This is a genomic window from Pseudomonas sp. 10S5, from assembly GCF_035019745.1.
In the GTDB taxonomy this organism is placed as follows: domain Bacteria; phylum Pseudomonadota; class Gammaproteobacteria; order Pseudomonadales; family Pseudomonadaceae; genus Aquipseudomonas.
This window is the reverse complement of the sequence record NZ_JASJVL010000002.1, coordinates 269,636-284,630: the sequence shown is the minus strand read 5'-3', so window position 1 is coordinate 284,630 and position 14,995 is coordinate 269,636. Positions and strand designations below refer to the sequence as shown.

At 56.6% G+C, this 14,995-nt stretch carries 14 protein-coding genes; all 14 read left to right on the top strand.

All coding sequences use genetic code 11. The features are described 5' to 3' along the window. The first annotated feature begins 9 nt into the window (after positions 1–9). The 14 genes from QN378_RS02770 (at position 10) to QN378_RS02705 (ending at position 14,988) form a co-directional block, all read left to right on the top strand. Positions 10–786 (top strand): ABC transporter ATP-binding protein, encoded by a 777-nt coding sequence (locus QN378_RS02770; protein WP_323548886.1) that lies wholly within the window; start codon positions 10–12, stop codon positions 784–786. Continuing rightward, a complete protein-coding gene (locus QN378_RS02765) occupies positions 783–1,748 on the top strand; it encodes an ABC transporter substrate-binding protein (protein ID WP_323548885.1) in 966 nt (321 codons plus the stop codon). Before QN378_RS02770 ends, QN378_RS02765 begins: the two co-directional genes overlap by 4 nt. Then, on the top strand, positions 1,745–2,764 hold the full coding sequence (locus QN378_RS02760) for an iron ABC transporter permease (RefSeq protein WP_322206610.1): 1,020 nt from the start codon (positions 1,745–1,747) through the stop codon (positions 2,762–2,764). Before QN378_RS02765 ends, QN378_RS02760 begins: the two co-directional genes overlap by 4 nt. A 158-nt stretch (positions 2,765–2,922) precedes the next feature. After that, positions 2,923–6,450 (top strand): dermonecrotic toxin domain-containing protein, encoded by a 3,528-nt coding sequence (locus QN378_RS02755; protein ID WP_323548884.1) that lies wholly within the window; start codon positions 2,923–2,925, stop codon positions 6,448–6,450. A gap of 212 nt (positions 6,451–6,662) precedes the next feature. Further along, the gene (gene urtA / locus QN378_RS02750) at positions 6,663–7,928 is read left to right on the top strand and encodes an urea ABC transporter substrate-binding protein (RefSeq protein WP_322206608.1); all 1,266 of its coding nucleotides are present in this window, start codon (positions 6,663–6,665) and stop codon (positions 7,926–7,928) included. 131 nt (positions 7,929–8,059) lie between these two features. Further along, positions 8,060–9,562: an urea ABC transporter permease subunit UrtB gene (urtB, locus tag QN378_RS02745; protein ID WP_323548883.1), complete on the top strand. Its 1,503-nt coding sequence runs from the start codon at positions 8,060–8,062 to the stop codon at positions 9,560–9,562. Beyond that, on the top strand, positions 9,562–10,641 hold the full coding sequence (urtC, locus tag QN378_RS02740; RefSeq protein WP_322206606.1) for an urea ABC transporter permease subunit UrtC: 1,080 nt from the start codon (positions 9,562–9,564) through the stop codon (positions 10,639–10,641). Before urtB ends, urtC begins: the two co-directional genes overlap by 1 nt. After that, complete coding sequence (urtD, locus tag QN378_RS02735; RefSeq protein ID WP_322206605.1) at positions 10,638–11,498, top strand: urea ABC transporter ATP-binding protein UrtD; 861 nt, start codon at positions 10,638–10,640, stop codon at positions 11,496–11,498. The genes urtC and urtD overlap by 4 nt, the downstream gene beginning before the upstream one ends. An 89-nt stretch (positions 11,499–11,587) precedes the next feature. Beyond that, entirely contained in the window at positions 11,588–12,286 is a 699-nt protein-coding gene (urtE, locus tag QN378_RS02730) for an urea ABC transporter ATP-binding subunit UrtE (RefSeq protein ID WP_322206604.1), read from the top strand. Positions 12,287–12,330: 44 nt separating this feature from the next. Continuing rightward, the gene (locus tag QN378_RS02725; protein ID WP_322206603.1) at positions 12,331–13,176 is read left to right on the top strand and encodes an urease accessory protein UreD; all 846 of its coding nucleotides are present in this window, start codon (positions 12,331–12,333) and stop codon (positions 13,174–13,176) included. Positions 13,177–13,269: 93 nt separating this feature from the next. Then, complete coding sequence (locus QN378_RS02720) at positions 13,270–13,572, top strand: urease subunit gamma (RefSeq protein ID WP_322167456.1); 303 nt, start codon at positions 13,270–13,272, stop codon at positions 13,570–13,572. Between the two features lie 21 nt (positions 13,573–13,593). Then, the gene (locus QN378_RS02715) at positions 13,594–14,133 is read left to right on the top strand and encodes an N-acetyltransferase family protein (protein ID WP_322206602.1); all 540 of its coding nucleotides are present in this window, start codon (positions 13,594–13,596) and stop codon (positions 14,131–14,133) included. Positions 14,134–14,149: 16 nt separating this feature from the next. After that, positions 14,150–14,686 (top strand): GNAT family N-acetyltransferase, encoded by a 537-nt coding sequence (locus tag QN378_RS02710; protein WP_322206601.1) that lies wholly within the window; start codon positions 14,150–14,152, stop codon positions 14,684–14,686. Then, a complete protein-coding gene (locus QN378_RS02705; protein WP_322206600.1) occupies positions 14,683–14,988 on the top strand; it encodes an urease subunit beta in 306 nt (101 codons plus the stop codon). The genes QN378_RS02710 and QN378_RS02705 overlap by 4 nt, the downstream gene beginning before the upstream one ends. Positions 14,989–14,995: the final 7 nt, after the last annotated feature.

Sequence of the window (14,995 nt, the reverse complement as noted above, 5' to 3'; positions counted from 1 at the left end):
CTAAACCCCATGACCGCTCTCACGCTGAAAAACATCGCTTGGTCGTCCCATGGCCATCAACCATTCCTTCTGCGTGAGGTCCAGTTGAGTGTGGCGGCAGGCGAATTCGTGGGCTTGATCGGGCCTAACGGCAGCGGCAAAACCAGCTTGTTGCGCTGCGCCTATCGCTTCAGTCGACCGACCACAGGTGAGGTGCTGCTGGACCAGGGCAATGTCTGGCAGCAGTCACCCCGCTGGTGCGCTCAGCGAATAGCAGTGGTGTTGCAGGAGTTTCCCGACGCCTTTGGCCTGACCGTCGATGAAGTGGTTGCCATGGGCCGCACGCCGCACAAAAGCATGTTCGAGACCGATACCGTGCTGGACCGGCATATCACCCAACAAGCGCTACTGGCGGTGGGCATGCACGGCTTCGAAAACCACACATTTGCCACGCTGTCCGGCGGCGAGAAGCAGCGTGTGATTCTCGCTAGGGCCTTGGCGCAGCAACCCACCGTAATGATGCTCGATGAACCGACCAACCACCTTGATCCGCGCTTTCAAATCGAGCTGTTGCAATTGATCAAACGCTTGAACATCGGGGTGCTGGCCAGCCTCCACGACCTCAATCTCGCCGCCGCGTTTTGTGACCGGCTGTACGTCATTGATCGCGGGCGCATCGTCACCAGCGGCACTCCGACTGAAGTGCTCACGGTGACGTTGCTGCGCGAAGTATTTGGCGTCCAAGCATTGGTCGACACCCACCCACTGTCCGATCACCCACGAATCACCTGGATCACTCACCCATGAAGTTGTTTTTTCTGCTGCGCGTCAGCCTGGCTGTCGCCCTGCTCTCGACCAACGCCCACGCGTGGGCCGAAACCACCCACTACCCGCTGACCATTCAAAGCTGCAACCGTGAGGTGACCTTCGATAAAGCGCCGCAGCATGCCCTTAGCCACGACATCAACATGACGCAGATGATGCTCGCCCTCGGTTTGAAATCGAGCATGGTCGGCTACAGCGGAATCACTGGCTGGAAATCAGTCACGCCGCAGATGGCGACAATACTCGACGGTCTGCCGGAGCTGGCGAGCAAGTACCCGTCGGTGGAAACCCTGCTCAATGCCAACGTCGATTTCTTTTTTGCCGGTTGGGATTACGGCATGCGCGTTGGCGGTGACCTCACCCCGCGGACCCTCGCCCCACTGGGGATCAAGGTGTATGAGCTGAGCGAATCCTGCGCGTTTGTGATGAAGCGCCCGATGGCGAGCCTTGAAGACATGTACAACGACCTGCGAAATCTCGGCAGAATTTTCGACGTGCAGGATCGCGCCAATCAGTTGATTGGGCAGATGCAGATGCGGGTCGCGACGATCAAAGCGAGCCTGCCCGCTGACCGCCCACGGGTATTTCTCTACGACAGTGGCGAGGACCGGGCCATGACCTCGGGCCGACTGGCAATGCCCCAAGCGCTGATCGAAGCGGCAGGCGGGCGCAACATATTGGACGACATCGACGCCAGCTGGACGCGGGTCAATTGGGAGAGCGTGGTGGAACGCAACCCCGAAGTGATCGTCATCGTTGATTACGGCGAAGTCACCGCCGAACAGAAAGAACGCTTCCTGCTGAACAACCCGGCGTTGCAATCCATGGACGCGATCCGCAATAAGCGCTTCATCGTGATCCCATACGTAGCAGCCACGCCGGGAATCGACAATATCGAGGCCATCGAAACCTTGGCCGCAGGCTTTCACGGCAAGCCGCTATGAATGGAACGCGCGCCTATAACCTGCTGATGCTGGGTCTGGGCTTGGCGCTGTTAATCTCCTGCGTGTTGTCGCTGGGTTTTGGTGCCGCACCGGTGCCTGCGCAAATCGTCTGGCAGATCCTTCTGCACAAGCTGTTCGGAGGGGGCCCCGACATGCCGACCTGGAGTGCTGGCCAGGAACACATTGTGTGGCTGATCCGCGTGCCGAGGATGTTGCTCGGTGCGTTGGTTGGCGCGGGCTTGGCGCTGACCGGTGCCGTGCTGCAGGCCGCGACCCGTAATCCACTGGCCGACCCGCATCTACTCGGCGTGACCTCCGGCGCGACACTGGGCGCGGTGATCGTGGTGGTGCACGTCGGCGAGGTCATCGGCCTGATGACCCTACCCCTCGCCGCTTTCATTGGCGCGCTGTGCAGCATGTTGATGGTGCTTGCCATCGCCAATCGCCATGGTCGACTGGACAGTGACCGACTGCTGCTGTGCGGCATTGCGGTGTCGTTCGTGATGATGGCGCTGGCCAATTTACTGCTGTTCATGGGTGATCATCGCGCCAGTTCAGCGGTGATGTTCTGGATGCTAGGCGGTTTGGGTCTGGCGCGTTGGGAACTGCTCGGGATTCCAGCGTTGAGCATGTTGATCGGGCTGGCCTTGCTGTTGAGCATGGCGCGTGCGCTCAACGCCCTGATGGCAGGCGAGCAAACCGCAGTCACATTAGGACTGAACGCACGCAACGTGCGGATCAGGGTTTTTTTGATTGCATCACTGATGACTGGCGTGATGGTTTCAATCAGCGGCTCAATCGGGTTTGTGGGCCTGATGGTGCCTCACGTCGCCCGCCGTCTGGTGGGTGCCGAGCACCGTCGACTGCTTCCGGTCTGCGTGTTGATGGGCAGCATTTTTCTGGTCTGGGTCGATGTGGCGGCGCGCACCTTGATCGCCCCGGAAGATCTGCCCATCGGAGTCGCGACGGCAGCCATCGGCGGTTTGTTTTTCATCGGGCTGATGCGTAAGCGCTAAGCCCGTCAGACAGCTCCTACCTACAAAACGCCAAACTCGGTCTCTCGGATGTCTACCGACTGACAGACACGAACTGTTTGCAGTGACTTCATGGTCAGGTACTCGCGTGCAACTGCACCGAGGCATCTCTTTTTATTACCCATGAAAATGACCAGACCATGACGATCCAGCAACCCGCCTCACCTGTCACCTTACAGGGGACTCACACGCCAACTGCCACTGCCCCAAAGCTATTTCCACCCAGCCTCCTCGACACGGTGGAAATTGAGTTTCATAAAATTCTCAACCGTAATCATCCCAATCTGTTGATTGACATCCACACAACGTGGTTGAGTTCGTACGAACATAAACAGGGCAACATTCCGCCATTCACTAAATTCCCGACACAGCGCCCTACGCCGCCCATACAGTGGATTCGCAAGATCACGCACTCAATCACCGTGCGCGACAGCCTGATCGATTTTTTTCTAGGGGCCCTGGAGCTGAAAGAAGACCGCACCGGCTGGTTTATCGCGGCGGATTCAGTTGCCGTCACCCATCAAATTACGGCGCTCAATTATCGGCAGCTTCATGCTATTTACACTGAGCTGTCCGAAACGCTGAGCACCCTCTATCAACACTCTCTGCTCAGTTACTGGGGCGTGATTGAGGCAGCTAAAACAACCCGCATGGCGTTATTCATAGAAGAACGTGTATTGGCGTTGCGGATGGAAGCGCGGGCAGGCATGGATCAGAAGCACTTGACCAGTCAACAGGTTTCCATGCTGGAGACCATGCTCCAATACCGCCAAAGCTATAGCTCGACTTCGGTAAAAAAACACGGCGTTTTCAGCTTGGCGCTGGCGCTTGGCGACATCCCCCCTTTGAACTTCGCCGGGGTTTTTATTCTTAGCCACGCCTGCACGCTCAACAAGCCCACTGTTGGAGACGGGCGGCTGGGGCCGGTACTGATGTATTCACCTAATAGCGGTTTAGAGGGGTTCGATTCGTTTCCGCTACTCATCCAGTCGCTATCGAAACGAATGACCGATACGGCGCAAAAACAATGGCTGCTGAAAAATGTGTCAATGGAAGATCCCGACACCATTGCATCGCTCGAAGCGACAACCATCACCGCTCAAGCCTGGACGTTCTCACCCATCGAAGGGGATTTTTTAAACGTCCAGTTTCTGGCTCAGATTGCCAAGCAGCAAACGGATTTTGAACACTGCGTCAAAACGGCGAAAGTGCAGAGGCTTAAATCGAACGCCTTTCTGAAAGTCCTGTCGCGCTCACTTGACCCAGGCTATCAATTCAACAACTTTCTAAACTTGAACTGGAACGACAGGTACATTCTTTACAGCTCGATGCCTAAATGGTGGAGGGCAATGAGCGCCGAGAAAAAAGACCTTTGGCTTATCGCCGCTAAAAAATTGGGTCAGTCGATTATCGAACTGAATCAGTTGACGGAGGATAACCTGGTCAACCCGCAACTCTCGGACCAGACGCTCGAAGGCTATTACACGGCCACCGTGATCAAAGACGCCCTGGCCGACAAGCATGTATTGCTCAACCCTGACGACATCAACATTGACGTCACCTATCGCCCTCCTCTGCTGCCCCCCTATGCCCCAGGCTTGGCACTACCGCCGTCGGATGAAGACAGCATTTTTAAACGCTATACGCTCAGTTCATTAGCCGCTGAAAAGCCCGGCATGCTCAAGCTCTCGAGTGCCCAAAGCATTGTTGTGACTGACGGCAACGGGGGGCCCATCAATGGCCTCGACGCATTATTTGTACGCGAGCTGGTGTCGCGAATCGACAGCGGCTCCACGATTGATCAATTTCTGATTACGCGACTTCAGACCTCGGCGTATGCAAAATCACTGCATGATTTGGCGTTAAGACTTGGCCAAATACAGCTTAACTTAGGCTTGTTCGGCGCTACGCAAGACATACCTCAACTCTGCCAGCGCTGGATCAAAGCCGTCGTAGATGCCCCCGAGGCAATAGCTGACCGGCAGGTAGGTCGTAAAAAAATCCTGGTGCAGTTTCTGGCTATTACCGATGTGCCATTGTCGAACGTGCTAAAGATTGGACCGCAAGCCGACGGCGAGGAAGGTGTAGTGCTGTGCACCCTGAATGCGCCAGATGGCATTGTCTTTCGCTGGTTCGCTGACATGGAAAGCGTAAAGACTCGCTTCCTGGAGAACCCCACATTTACCCGCTACCTTTTGCTTCAACTTCCAATCGCCAAGCGACCGCTGGCAATGAGAGCCATCAAACTGGATCAATGGCAAAAACACTACCACCTTCCAAATGTGTTCAAGCTGATACCTACGACGCTTCCGGTGCCCGAATTGATCTGGAACCCCTTGAGTCTGATTGAGCAAACCCGGGATTTTATAGATGAAAGCCACGGTATTAAAATCAAACACCTGATCGTGGATGGGACAGCAAACCTGTGTAATGCACGTGAAATCGTGACCGACGAACACCATACCGCCATGCACTTGGCAACCAACGTGATGCTGCTGTTTTTACCGCCGCCCATTTCTATCCCCATAACGTTAGGCCTGGCCATGTACACAGCCTGGAACGGGTTCAGGTACATCGAAGAAAACAACTACGAAGGTGCGGCGAAGGAGCTTCTCATCGCCCTCGACTACCTGGTGTCGAGTGGGATCAGCAAGCTTGAACTTACTCGGAGCGCGGCACTACCGCTCAAACTGTTCAGACCCGCCCCTCGACCGCTCACCCGCTACACCGGTGCTGACGGCGAGGTGCACATCGGCGTTCTGTCAAAGAACCGCACAATGGCAACATCGAGCGACGCAGGAGCGGACATTGTGTTCGATGCGCTCAAATACCGCCGTATTGAAATCCATGATGAAGCGTTTTACATCGGCCCCCACGCCAACCTGTTCGGCGAAATGAACCTCTACCGTCGGCTGCGCGAGAACACACAGTTGCAGACGCAGCGTGGGGAATTTGCGGTGCCCGACCAAAGCGGCAATTGGACTAAAGCACCGTATCAAGGCCAAGGCACCAGCCCGAAAATATATGAGGAAGCCAGCCACGAGCTGGGACAGTTAATCGCTCAGTGGCCTGCCTCAGCAGAGGCATTGACGCCAGCACAACGTCTGCGCTTTGAAACTGATTACCTGTCGATGGCGAAATCGAATGCTGAGTCATTCCCAGAGGTGGCAGCCTATTGCGAAGGTGGCTCTGCCGAAATAAATAGCGCATTAAGAACGGGCATCGAAACCGAGGAATCCATTGCCTTTAGCCGAGAGTTTTATCAGTTGGATGAGTATCACGGCCTGGCTTACCGAGCGGCTTATGTGTCCACTTTTAGCCTTGAGAAGCTCCAAGGCCAAGTGGGGACTATTTTTGCCGACACAGGAATTCAGTCCGCGTCTGTCAGCCCGCTAAATGCCCTCCAATGGGCGAACGATGAGTTTGTCCGCCAAAGCGCAGGCCCGGATACCCACGCGATTTTCCTGATTTTCGATGACTCGGTGTCGAAGAAAAACATGTTCACCAACTTCTTGGGAGACCATGTAGGCATAGCCCCGAATACACCGCTCCAACTAATGGCATTCAAGAAAATCAACAACATCAATTACGCTTACTTCTCTGCACCAGAACAGATCCCCACGGACTATGTAAATATATTCACCGGTCGACGGGCTGCGTTTTTTTAACTAAACAGTTGACCGCACCATATCGGCGCAGCGTCGCGCACCACCCACTTATTTGAGGTCCATGGCGGTGCGCGACGATTGGAAAGTACGACCATTTCGTACCATTTTGCGACGTTTTCAGATTTGGCCCAGCCTTTGCTAAAGATCTTTCAGACACTCGGTTCCACCCATCGAACCTGCCCTCTGAAAAATCCAAGAATGGAGATCGCCAAATGAAGCGTCGCAGTCTGATCAAAGCGTTCACGCTGTCTGCCTCTGTTGCTGCACTGGGCATGAGTTGGACACTCCAGGCCGCAGAGACCATCAAGGTCGGCATTCTGCATTCGTTGTCCGGAACCATGGCGATCTCTGAAACGTCCCTCAAAGATATGGCATTGATGACCATCGACGAAATCAATGCTAAAGGCGGCGTGAACGGCAAGCTGCTCGAAGCTGTGGTCGTCGACCCAGCCTCTAACTGGCCGCTGTTTGCTGAAAAAAGCCGACAGCTGCTAACCCAAGACAAAGTAGCCGTGGTGTTCGGTTGCTGGACCTCGGTGTCGCGTAAATCAGTATTGCCCGTGTTTGAAGAGCTCAACGGCTTGCTGTTTTACCCTGTGCAGTACGAGGGCGAAGAGATGTCGCCGAATGTTTTCTACACCGGCGCTGCGCCTAATCAGCAGGCCATTCCTGCGGTTGAGTACTTGATGAGTGAAGAAGGCGGCAGCGCCAAGCGATTCTTCTTGTTGGGCACTGACTACGTTTACCCGCGCACCACTAACAAAATCCTGCGTTCGTTCCTCAAATCCAAAGGGGTTGCTGACAAGGACATCCAAGAGGTTTACACCCCGTTCGGTCACAGCGATTACCAGACCATCGTCTCGAATATCAAAAAATTCTCTGCCGGTGGCAAGACCGCTGTTATCTCCACCGTCAACGGCGACTCCAACGTGCCGTTCTACAAAGAACTCGCCAATCAGGGCCTGAAAGCCACCGACGTACCGGTTATAGCCTTCTCGGTCGGCGAAGAAGAACTGCGCGGTATCGACACCAAGCCATTGGTCGGTAACCTCGCTGCCTGGAACTACTTCGAGTCGGTACAGAACCCGGTCAACACCCAGTTCGTCGCGGACTGGAAAGCCTATGCCAAGAAGCACAACTTGCCGGGCGCTGACAAAGCCGTCACCAACGACCCAATGGAAGCCACCTACGTCGGCATCCATATGTGGGCCCAGGCTGCTGAAAAAGCCAAGTCTACAAATGTCGACAAAGTTCGCGAAGCCATGGCCGGTCAAACCTTTAATGCACCATCAGGCTTTGTGCTGACCATGGATAAAACCAATCATCACCTGCACAAGCCAGTAATGATCGGCGAAATCCAGGCCGACGGTCAGTTCAGCGTTGTATGGCAGACCAAAGAGCCGATCCGCGCTCAGCCGTGGAGCCCGTACATTCCTGGCAACGACAAGAAGCCGGACTATGCGGTGAAGAGCAACTAAGTCGTACCGATCAGGCTGTGTGTGCCTGATCCATTGCCTTCGCAGGCAGGCCTCTCCCGCAGGATATGCAATGTAACGGCGGGAGCAGGCTTGCCTGCGAATGGACCTTCAGTCCACGCAAGGCCAAAGATATGCCAAATGCCCTGTACCGCTTCATCTTCGCCTTGGCCGTGCTGCTGCCGTTTACAGCCCACGCCAGCGATGCCACTGACTTCGTTGCGGCAAGCCCGGTGCAACAAGCCAAACTGCTGGAAGCCTGGGCTGCCCAACCTGACCCCGCACGCGTCGAGCTGATCAATGCCTTGGAGCAAGGCCAGCTAACGATCGACGGCCAACCCCAAGTGCTGCACCTGAACAACCGCCTGCGGGGTTTGATTGATTCCGCATTGGCCAGTCATCAACTGCTCGCTGCCAACGCCAAACTGCGTCTGGGCGCTGCGCAACAGCTACAAAAAAACGCCAAACCGGCGCAACTCGATTTCCTCAACCATCAACTCACCACCGAAACCAATGCCGAGGTGCGCACCGCGTTGACCTTGGCCCTGGCCAATTTACAGTTGGTGGACACCAACCCCACCGTGAGACTTGCCGCCGTTCGCCTACTCGGTGAAACCGGTGACCCGCTGGCCAAGACGCGCCTGGAAAGCCTGCTCGAACCTGCGGTTGAGACCGACGCTGGTGTGCGCACTGCCGCCGAAACCAGCCTGGCGCAGGTCAAACGCAAGCTGCTGGTAGGCGAAGTCCTCGGCGAGGCTTTCAGCGGTCTGTCTTTGGGATCAATTTTATTACTGGCAGCGTTGGGCTTGGCGATCACCTTTGGCTTGCTGGGCGTGATCAACATGGCCCACGGCGAAATGCTGATGCTGGGCGCCTATTGCACCTACGTCGTGCAGTTGATGTTTCAGCGCTACGCCCCCGGTGCCATTGAGCTTTATCCATTGCTCGCGCTGCCGGTGGCGTTTTTTGTCACGGCGTTGATCGGCATGCTGCTGGAACGCACGGTGATTCGCCATTTGTATGGCCGCCCGCTGGAAACCCTGCTCGCCACCTGGGGTATCAGCCTAATGCTGATCCAACTGGTGCGCCTGGTGTTCGGGGCGCAGAACGTCGAAGTCGCCAACCCTGAATGGCTGTCTGGCGGCATTCAAGTGCTGCCGAATCTGGTGCTGCCGTACAACCGCATCGTGATCATCGCCTTCGCCTTGTTCGTGGTGGTGCTGACCTGGCTACTGCTGAACAAGACTCGCCTGGGCCTTAACGTGCGGGCGGTGACTCAGAATCGCAACATGGCCGCCTGCTGCGGCGTGCCCACCGGTCGAATCGACATGATGGCCTTCGGGTTGGGCTCAGGCATCGCAGGATTGGGCGGAGTTGCGCTGAGCCAAATCGGCAACGTCGGCCCGGACCTGGGCCAGAGCTACATCATTGATTCGTTCCTGGTGGTGGTACTCGGCGGCGTCGGGCAATTGGCGGGCAGCGTGATGGCGGCTTTCGGCCTCGGCATTGCGAACAAGATCCTCGAACCCCAGATCGGCGCCGTGCTCGGCAAAATCCTGATTCTGGCGCTGATCATTCTGTTTATCCAAAAACGTCCGCAAGGGCTCTTCGCACTCAAAGGGCGGGTAATTGACTGATGAACCAGCCTCTTTTAGTCACCGCTGCAGGCAAAGCCGGCGCAAAAATCACCCTGGCGATCGGTGCCGTGATTGTGATGCTGTTAATCGCACTGGCGCTGCTGTCGTTGCTGCCGCCAGAAAACAGTCTGCAAGTGTCGGCCTACACCTTGACGCTGGTCGGCAAAATCCTCTGTTACGCCATCGTTGCGTTGGCACTAGACCTTGTCTGGGGTTACGCCGGATTGCTGTCGCTGGGCCACGGTTTGTTCTTCGCCCTCGGCGGTTATGCCATGGGCATGTACCTGATGCGTGAAACCTCGGGCGATCAGTTGCCTGCGTTCATGACTTTCCTGTCGTGGACCGAGCTGCCGTGGTACTGGACCGGAACCAATCACTTTCTCTGGGCGATGTGCCTGGTGGTATTGGCGCCGGGATTGCTGGCGTTGTTCTTCGGGTTCTTTGCCTTCCGTTCACGGATCAAGGGTGTGTACTTTTCGATCATGACCCAAGCCCTGACCTTCGCCGCAATGCTGCTGTTCTTTCGCAACGAAACCGGTTTCGGGGGCAACAACGGCTTCACTAATTTTCGCAGCATTCTTGGTTTCAGCATTACGTCGCAGGGCACTCGGGCGACACTGTTTCTGCTAACCGTGGTGTTACTGCTCGGGTGTTTGTTTATCGGTTGGCGCCTGGCGCTGAGCAAGTTCGGTCGGGTATTGACTGCGTTGCGTGACGCGGAAAACCGCTTGATGTTCTGTGGCTACGATCCTCGCGGTTTCAAGCTGTTTGTCTGGGTATTGAGCGCCGTCATGTGTGGTTTGGCTGGAGCGTTGTATGTACCGCAAGTCGGCATCATCAATCCCAGCGAAATGTCGCCGACCAACTCCATCGAAGCGGCGGTATGGGTAGCGCTCGGCGGACGGGGCACCTTAATTGGCCCGTTACTGGGCGCTGGAGTGGTCAACGGCATGAAGAGCTGGTTCACCGTGGCATTCCCGGAATATTGGCTGTTTTTCCTCGGCGCGCTGTTCATCATCGTGACCTTGTACCTGCCTAAAGGCGTGATTGGCCTGTTGAAAAAAAAGGGGGAGCAATGAAAACCACTCCGACCCCAGTCTTCATGCTCGAACCGATCCTGGCCCCCAATTCAGACGCCGGCACCAGCCGCGATGCCATTGGCTTCGGGCAAATGACCGGCGAGGGTCTAAACACCCGGCACGGCACCATTCTTACCCTGGAAGACATCAGCGTCAGTTTTGATGGCTTCAAAGCCCTGAACAACCTGAACCTGTACATCGGCGTGGGCGAATTGCGCTGCATCATCGGCCCTAACGGCGCGGGTAAAACCACGCTGATGGACGTGATCACCGGCAAGACGCGGCCCAGCCACGGCAAAGCCTGGTTCGGTGAAACCCTGGACCTGACGATAATGAGCGAAGTACATATCGCCCAAGCCGGTATTGGTCGCAAGTTTCAGAAGCCCACCGTGTTCGAAGCCTTGAGCGTGTTCGAGAACCTTGAACTGGCGCAGAAAACTGACAAGTCCGTCTGGGCCAGCCTGCGCGCACGGTTGACTGGCGAGCAGCAAGACAGCATTCATCAGGTGCTGGAAACCATTCGTTTGACCGGCTCGATGCACCGGCCTGCGGGGTTGTTGTCCCACGGGCAAAAACAGTTTCTGGAAATCGGCATGTTGCTGGTTCAAGACCCGCAACTGCTACTGCTCGACGAACCCGTGGCGGGCATGACCGACGCCGAAACCGAATTCACCGCCGAGCTGTTCAAAAGCCTGGCGGGCAAGCACTCGTTGATGGTGGTGGAACACGACATGGGCTTCGTTGGTTCCATCGCCGACCACGTCACCGTTTTGCACCAAGGCAGCGTATTGGCCGAAGGCTCGCTGGAAGATGTGCAGGCCGATGAACGGGTTATTGAGGTTTATCTGGGAAGGTAACGCAGATTCAAGCTGCAAGAGAATGCGGCCCGATTTTGATCTCACTTGCGGCTTGCAGCTTGCCGCTCTTGAGCCAGTGAGGAACGAACATGCTCCAAGTCGACAAGCTCCATCAGTATTACGGCGGCAGTCACATTCTTCGCGGTTTGTCCTTTGAGGTGAACATCGGCGAAGTGACGTGCCTGCTCGGGCGTAACGGCGTGGGTAAAACCACGTTGCTCAAAGTTTTGATGGGCCTGCTGCCGTCCAAAGAAGGCGCGGTGCAGTGGGAAGGCCAAACCATTACCGGGTTCAAGCCGCACCAGCGTGTGCAGGCCGGGATTGCCTACGTGCCACAAGGCCGTGAAATCTTCGGCCGCCTGACGGTGGAAGAAAACCTGTTGATGGGCCTGTCGCGCTTCCCTGGCTGTGAAGCGAAAGAAGTCCCGGCGTTTATCTACGAGCTGTTCCCGGTGTTGCTGCAAATGAAGCAGCGACGCGGCGGCGATTTGTCTGGCGGTCAGCAACAACAATTGGCCATCGGACGCGCGCTGGCGAGCCGCCCTCGCCTGCTGATTCTCGATGAACCCACTGAAGGCATCCAACCCTCGGTGATCAAGGAAATCGGCGCGGTGATCAAGAAGCTCGCGGCACAAGGGGACATGGCCATTCTGTTGGTCGAGCAGTTTTATGATTTTGCCGCTGAGCTGGCCGATCATTACCTGGTGATGTCCCGTGGCGAGATCGTTCAGCAAGGCCGTGGCGAAGACATGGAAGCGCAAGGGGTGCGTGGTCTGGTTACAATTTGATGCGCTAATCCGCTAAGGTGCGACTTCTCTAACATGACACGACCATGAACCTTCCTGCCCACACCGCGCTGTTTACCCCCAGTTGGCATGCCGAGCTGGAGTTGGGCTATGGCCGTTTTGGTGAAAGCACGCGCCCGACCTTGCGCCGCCATCAAGGCCCGCTGCGGGTGCAAAAGCATCTGTATGCCGAAGGCCCTGAGGTGTGTCAGCACATCATCGTGCATCCGCCGGGCGGGATCGCGGGCGGTGATCGGCTCGATATTTCGGTGCATGTCGGCGCCGATGCCTGGGCGCAATTAACCAGCCCCGGCGCGGCCAAATGGTATAGCGCAGCCGGCCCGGCATTTCAGCAACTGGAACTGAGCGTCGAAACGGGCGCCACGCTGGAATGGCTGCCGCAAGAAACCATCGTCTTCAGCGCCGCCCAGGCAGAACTCTCCACACACATTGAGCTACAAGGCGATGCCCGCGCGTTGTATTGGGACGTGGTTGCCTTGGGTCGCCCAGCCAGTGGCGAGCGTTTTGATCTGGGGTATTTTCAATCACGGGTCGAGATCCGCCGCGACGGACGTTTGTTGTGGCATGAACGTCAGAGGATCAAGGGTAACGATGGCCTGTTGGACTCACCCATTGGTTTAGATGGCAAATCGGTCTTGGCCACATTGTTAGTGACGGGCGAAGCCAGCAGCGAGTTGCTGGAAGCCTGCCGGAATCTGGCGGATAACCTGCCGGTTCGCGGCGACCTGACCCAACTACCCGGCCTGTTGGTCGCCCGCTGCCTGGCCGACGAAGCCCTGCACGCCCGCGCCTGGCTGATAGAACTATGGAAGCTGTTGCGCCCCGAGTTGCTGGGGCGTGCAGCGGTTGCACCGAGAATATGGAGTACCTGATGCACTGCGTCGCGATATTCGCGAATGAATTCGCTCCCACACAGCCTGCACAGGGGAATCGCGCCTCTCAATTGATATGACACGGAACCGAACATGGACCTGACCCCCCGCGAAAAAGACAAGCTGCTGATATTCACTGCCGGGCTGGTGGCCGAACGGCGCTTGGCCCGAGGCGTGAAGCTGAACTACCCAGAAGCCATGGCTTACATTGCAGCCGCGTTATTGGAAGGCGCCCGCGATGGCCGGACGGTTGCCGAACTGATGCACTTGGGAACCACCTTGCTGACCCGTGAGCAGGTGATGGAAGGTATCCCGGAAATGATCCCGGATATTCAGGTTGAAGCCACATTTCCAGACGGGACCAAACTGGTCACCGTCCATCAACCGATTGCCTGAATTCAAGATGCGAGTTTTTCAATGACATACCCCATTCGTGACGCACTGGAAGCCGATCTTTTAGGCATTCTTGATATCTACAACGACGCTGTGCTCAACACCACGGCCATTTGGAATGAACAAGCCATCGACCTGGCTAACCGTAAAGCCTGGTTTGACGCTCGGCGGGTTCAGGGGTATCCGATTCTAGTGATCGTCGACGCTCAAAATGAAGTGCTCGGCTACGCTTCATTTGGCGACTGGCGCCCATTCGATGGTTTTCGCCACACCGTCGAACATTCGGTGTATGTGCGCGCCGATCAGCGAGGCAGTGGCTTGGGGCCGCAACTGATGCACGCACTGATCGAACGCGCCCGGCGCTGCGATAAGCACATCATGGTTGCGGCCATAGAAAGTGGTAACGCTGCATCCGTGGCCCTGCATGAACGCCTCGGTTTTTCGATCACCGGTCAAATGGCCCAAGTCGGCACCAAGTTCGGTCGCTGGCTGGACCTGACCTTCATGCAACTGAACCTGACACCCGGCGCTGCGCCTTCAGCGCCTCGTTCAACGCCCTTATAAAAAGGAGATCCACTCCATGAACGCCGCCCAGTTACGTCGTGTTAACGCCGAAAGTTTCCCCCACTATCGCCAAGGTCTAGTTGATCTGTTGCTGGACGCCGTGAAGCAAGGCGCATCCGTGGGCTTCTTGGCCAGCCTAAGCGCTACAGAAGCGGCGGTTTATTTCGATGGCGTGCGGGCAGAGCTGGAAAAAGGCGAGCGACTATTGTGGGTGGTGGTTCAGGAGGAACAGGTTCTGGCCAGCGTGCAGTTGTCTTTGTGCCAAAAGCCCAACGGCTCGAACCGTGCCGAGGTGCAAAAGCTCTTGGTACTCAAACCGGCGCAGCGGCGGGGCTTGGGCGGGCAACTGATCAGCGCGCTGGAACAGGCCGCGCAACAGCATAAACGTGGATTGCTGTACCTGGACACCGAGGCAGGGTCACCTGCCGAGACCTTCTACCGCTCAGCAGGCTACATCAACATCGGAAAACTACCTGACTACGCCTGCAACCCAGACGGGGAGTACAAGCCGACTGCTATCTATTTCAAAACTCTGTTGAGGAAAACCGAATGATCCCTGGTGAATATCAGATCCAGCCTGGCGACATCGAGCTCAATGTCGGACGCCGCACGCTCCGTCTGAACGTTGCCAACAGCGGTGACCGGCCGATCCAGGTCGGCTCGCATTTTCATTTTTTCGAAACCAACGACGCACTGACCTTCGACCGCACCGCCAGTCGCGGCATGCGCCTGAACATTCCCGCGGGGACCGCCGTGCGCTTCGAGCCAGGTCAATCGCGGGACGTGGAGTTGGTTGATTTGGCCGGGCATCGCCGGGTATTTGGGTTTGCTGGGCGGGTGATGGGGGCTCTATGAGTGGTGA

Coding starts and splice junctions, on each gene's coding strand:
- QN378_RS02770 (WP_323548886.1), top strand. CDS start 10: ATGACCGCTCTCACGCTGAAAAACATCGCTTGGTCGTCCCATGGCCAT.
- QN378_RS02765 (WP_323548885.1), top strand. CDS start 783: ATGAAGTTGTTTTTTCTGCTGCGCGTCAGCCTGGCTGTCGCCCTGCTC.
- QN378_RS02760 (WP_322206610.1), top strand. CDS start 1,745: ATGAATGGAACGCGCGCCTATAACCTGCTGATGCTGGGTCTGGGCTTG.
- QN378_RS02755 (WP_323548884.1), top strand. CDS start 2,923: ATGACGATCCAGCAACCCGCCTCACCTGTCACCTTACAGGGGACTCAC.
- urtA (WP_322206608.1), top strand. CDS start 6,663: ATGAAGCGTCGCAGTCTGATCAAAGCGTTCACGCTGTCTGCCTCTGTT.
- urtB (WP_323548883.1), top strand. CDS start 8,060: ATGCCAAATGCCCTGTACCGCTTCATCTTCGCCTTGGCCGTGCTGCTG.
- urtC (WP_322206606.1), top strand. CDS start 9,562: ATGAACCAGCCTCTTTTAGTCACCGCTGCAGGCAAAGCCGGCGCAAAA.
- urtD (WP_322206605.1), top strand. CDS start 10,638: ATGAAAACCACTCCGACCCCAGTCTTCATGCTCGAACCGATCCTGGCC.
- urtE (WP_322206604.1), top strand. CDS start 11,588: ATGCTCCAAGTCGACAAGCTCCATCAGTATTACGGCGGCAGTCACATT.
- QN378_RS02725 (WP_322206603.1), top strand. CDS start 12,331: ATGAACCTTCCTGCCCACACCGCGCTGTTTACCCCCAGTTGGCATGCC.
- QN378_RS02720 (WP_322167456.1), top strand. CDS start 13,270: ATGGACCTGACCCCCCGCGAAAAAGACAAGCTGCTGATATTCACTGCC.
- QN378_RS02715 (WP_322206602.1), top strand. CDS start 13,594: ATGACATACCCCATTCGTGACGCACTGGAAGCCGATCTTTTAGGCATT.
- QN378_RS02710 (WP_322206601.1), top strand. CDS start 14,150: ATGAACGCCGCCCAGTTACGTCGTGTTAACGCCGAAAGTTTCCCCCAC.
- QN378_RS02705 (WP_322206600.1), top strand. CDS start 14,683: ATGATCCCTGGTGAATATCAGATCCAGCCTGGCGACATCGAGCTCAAT.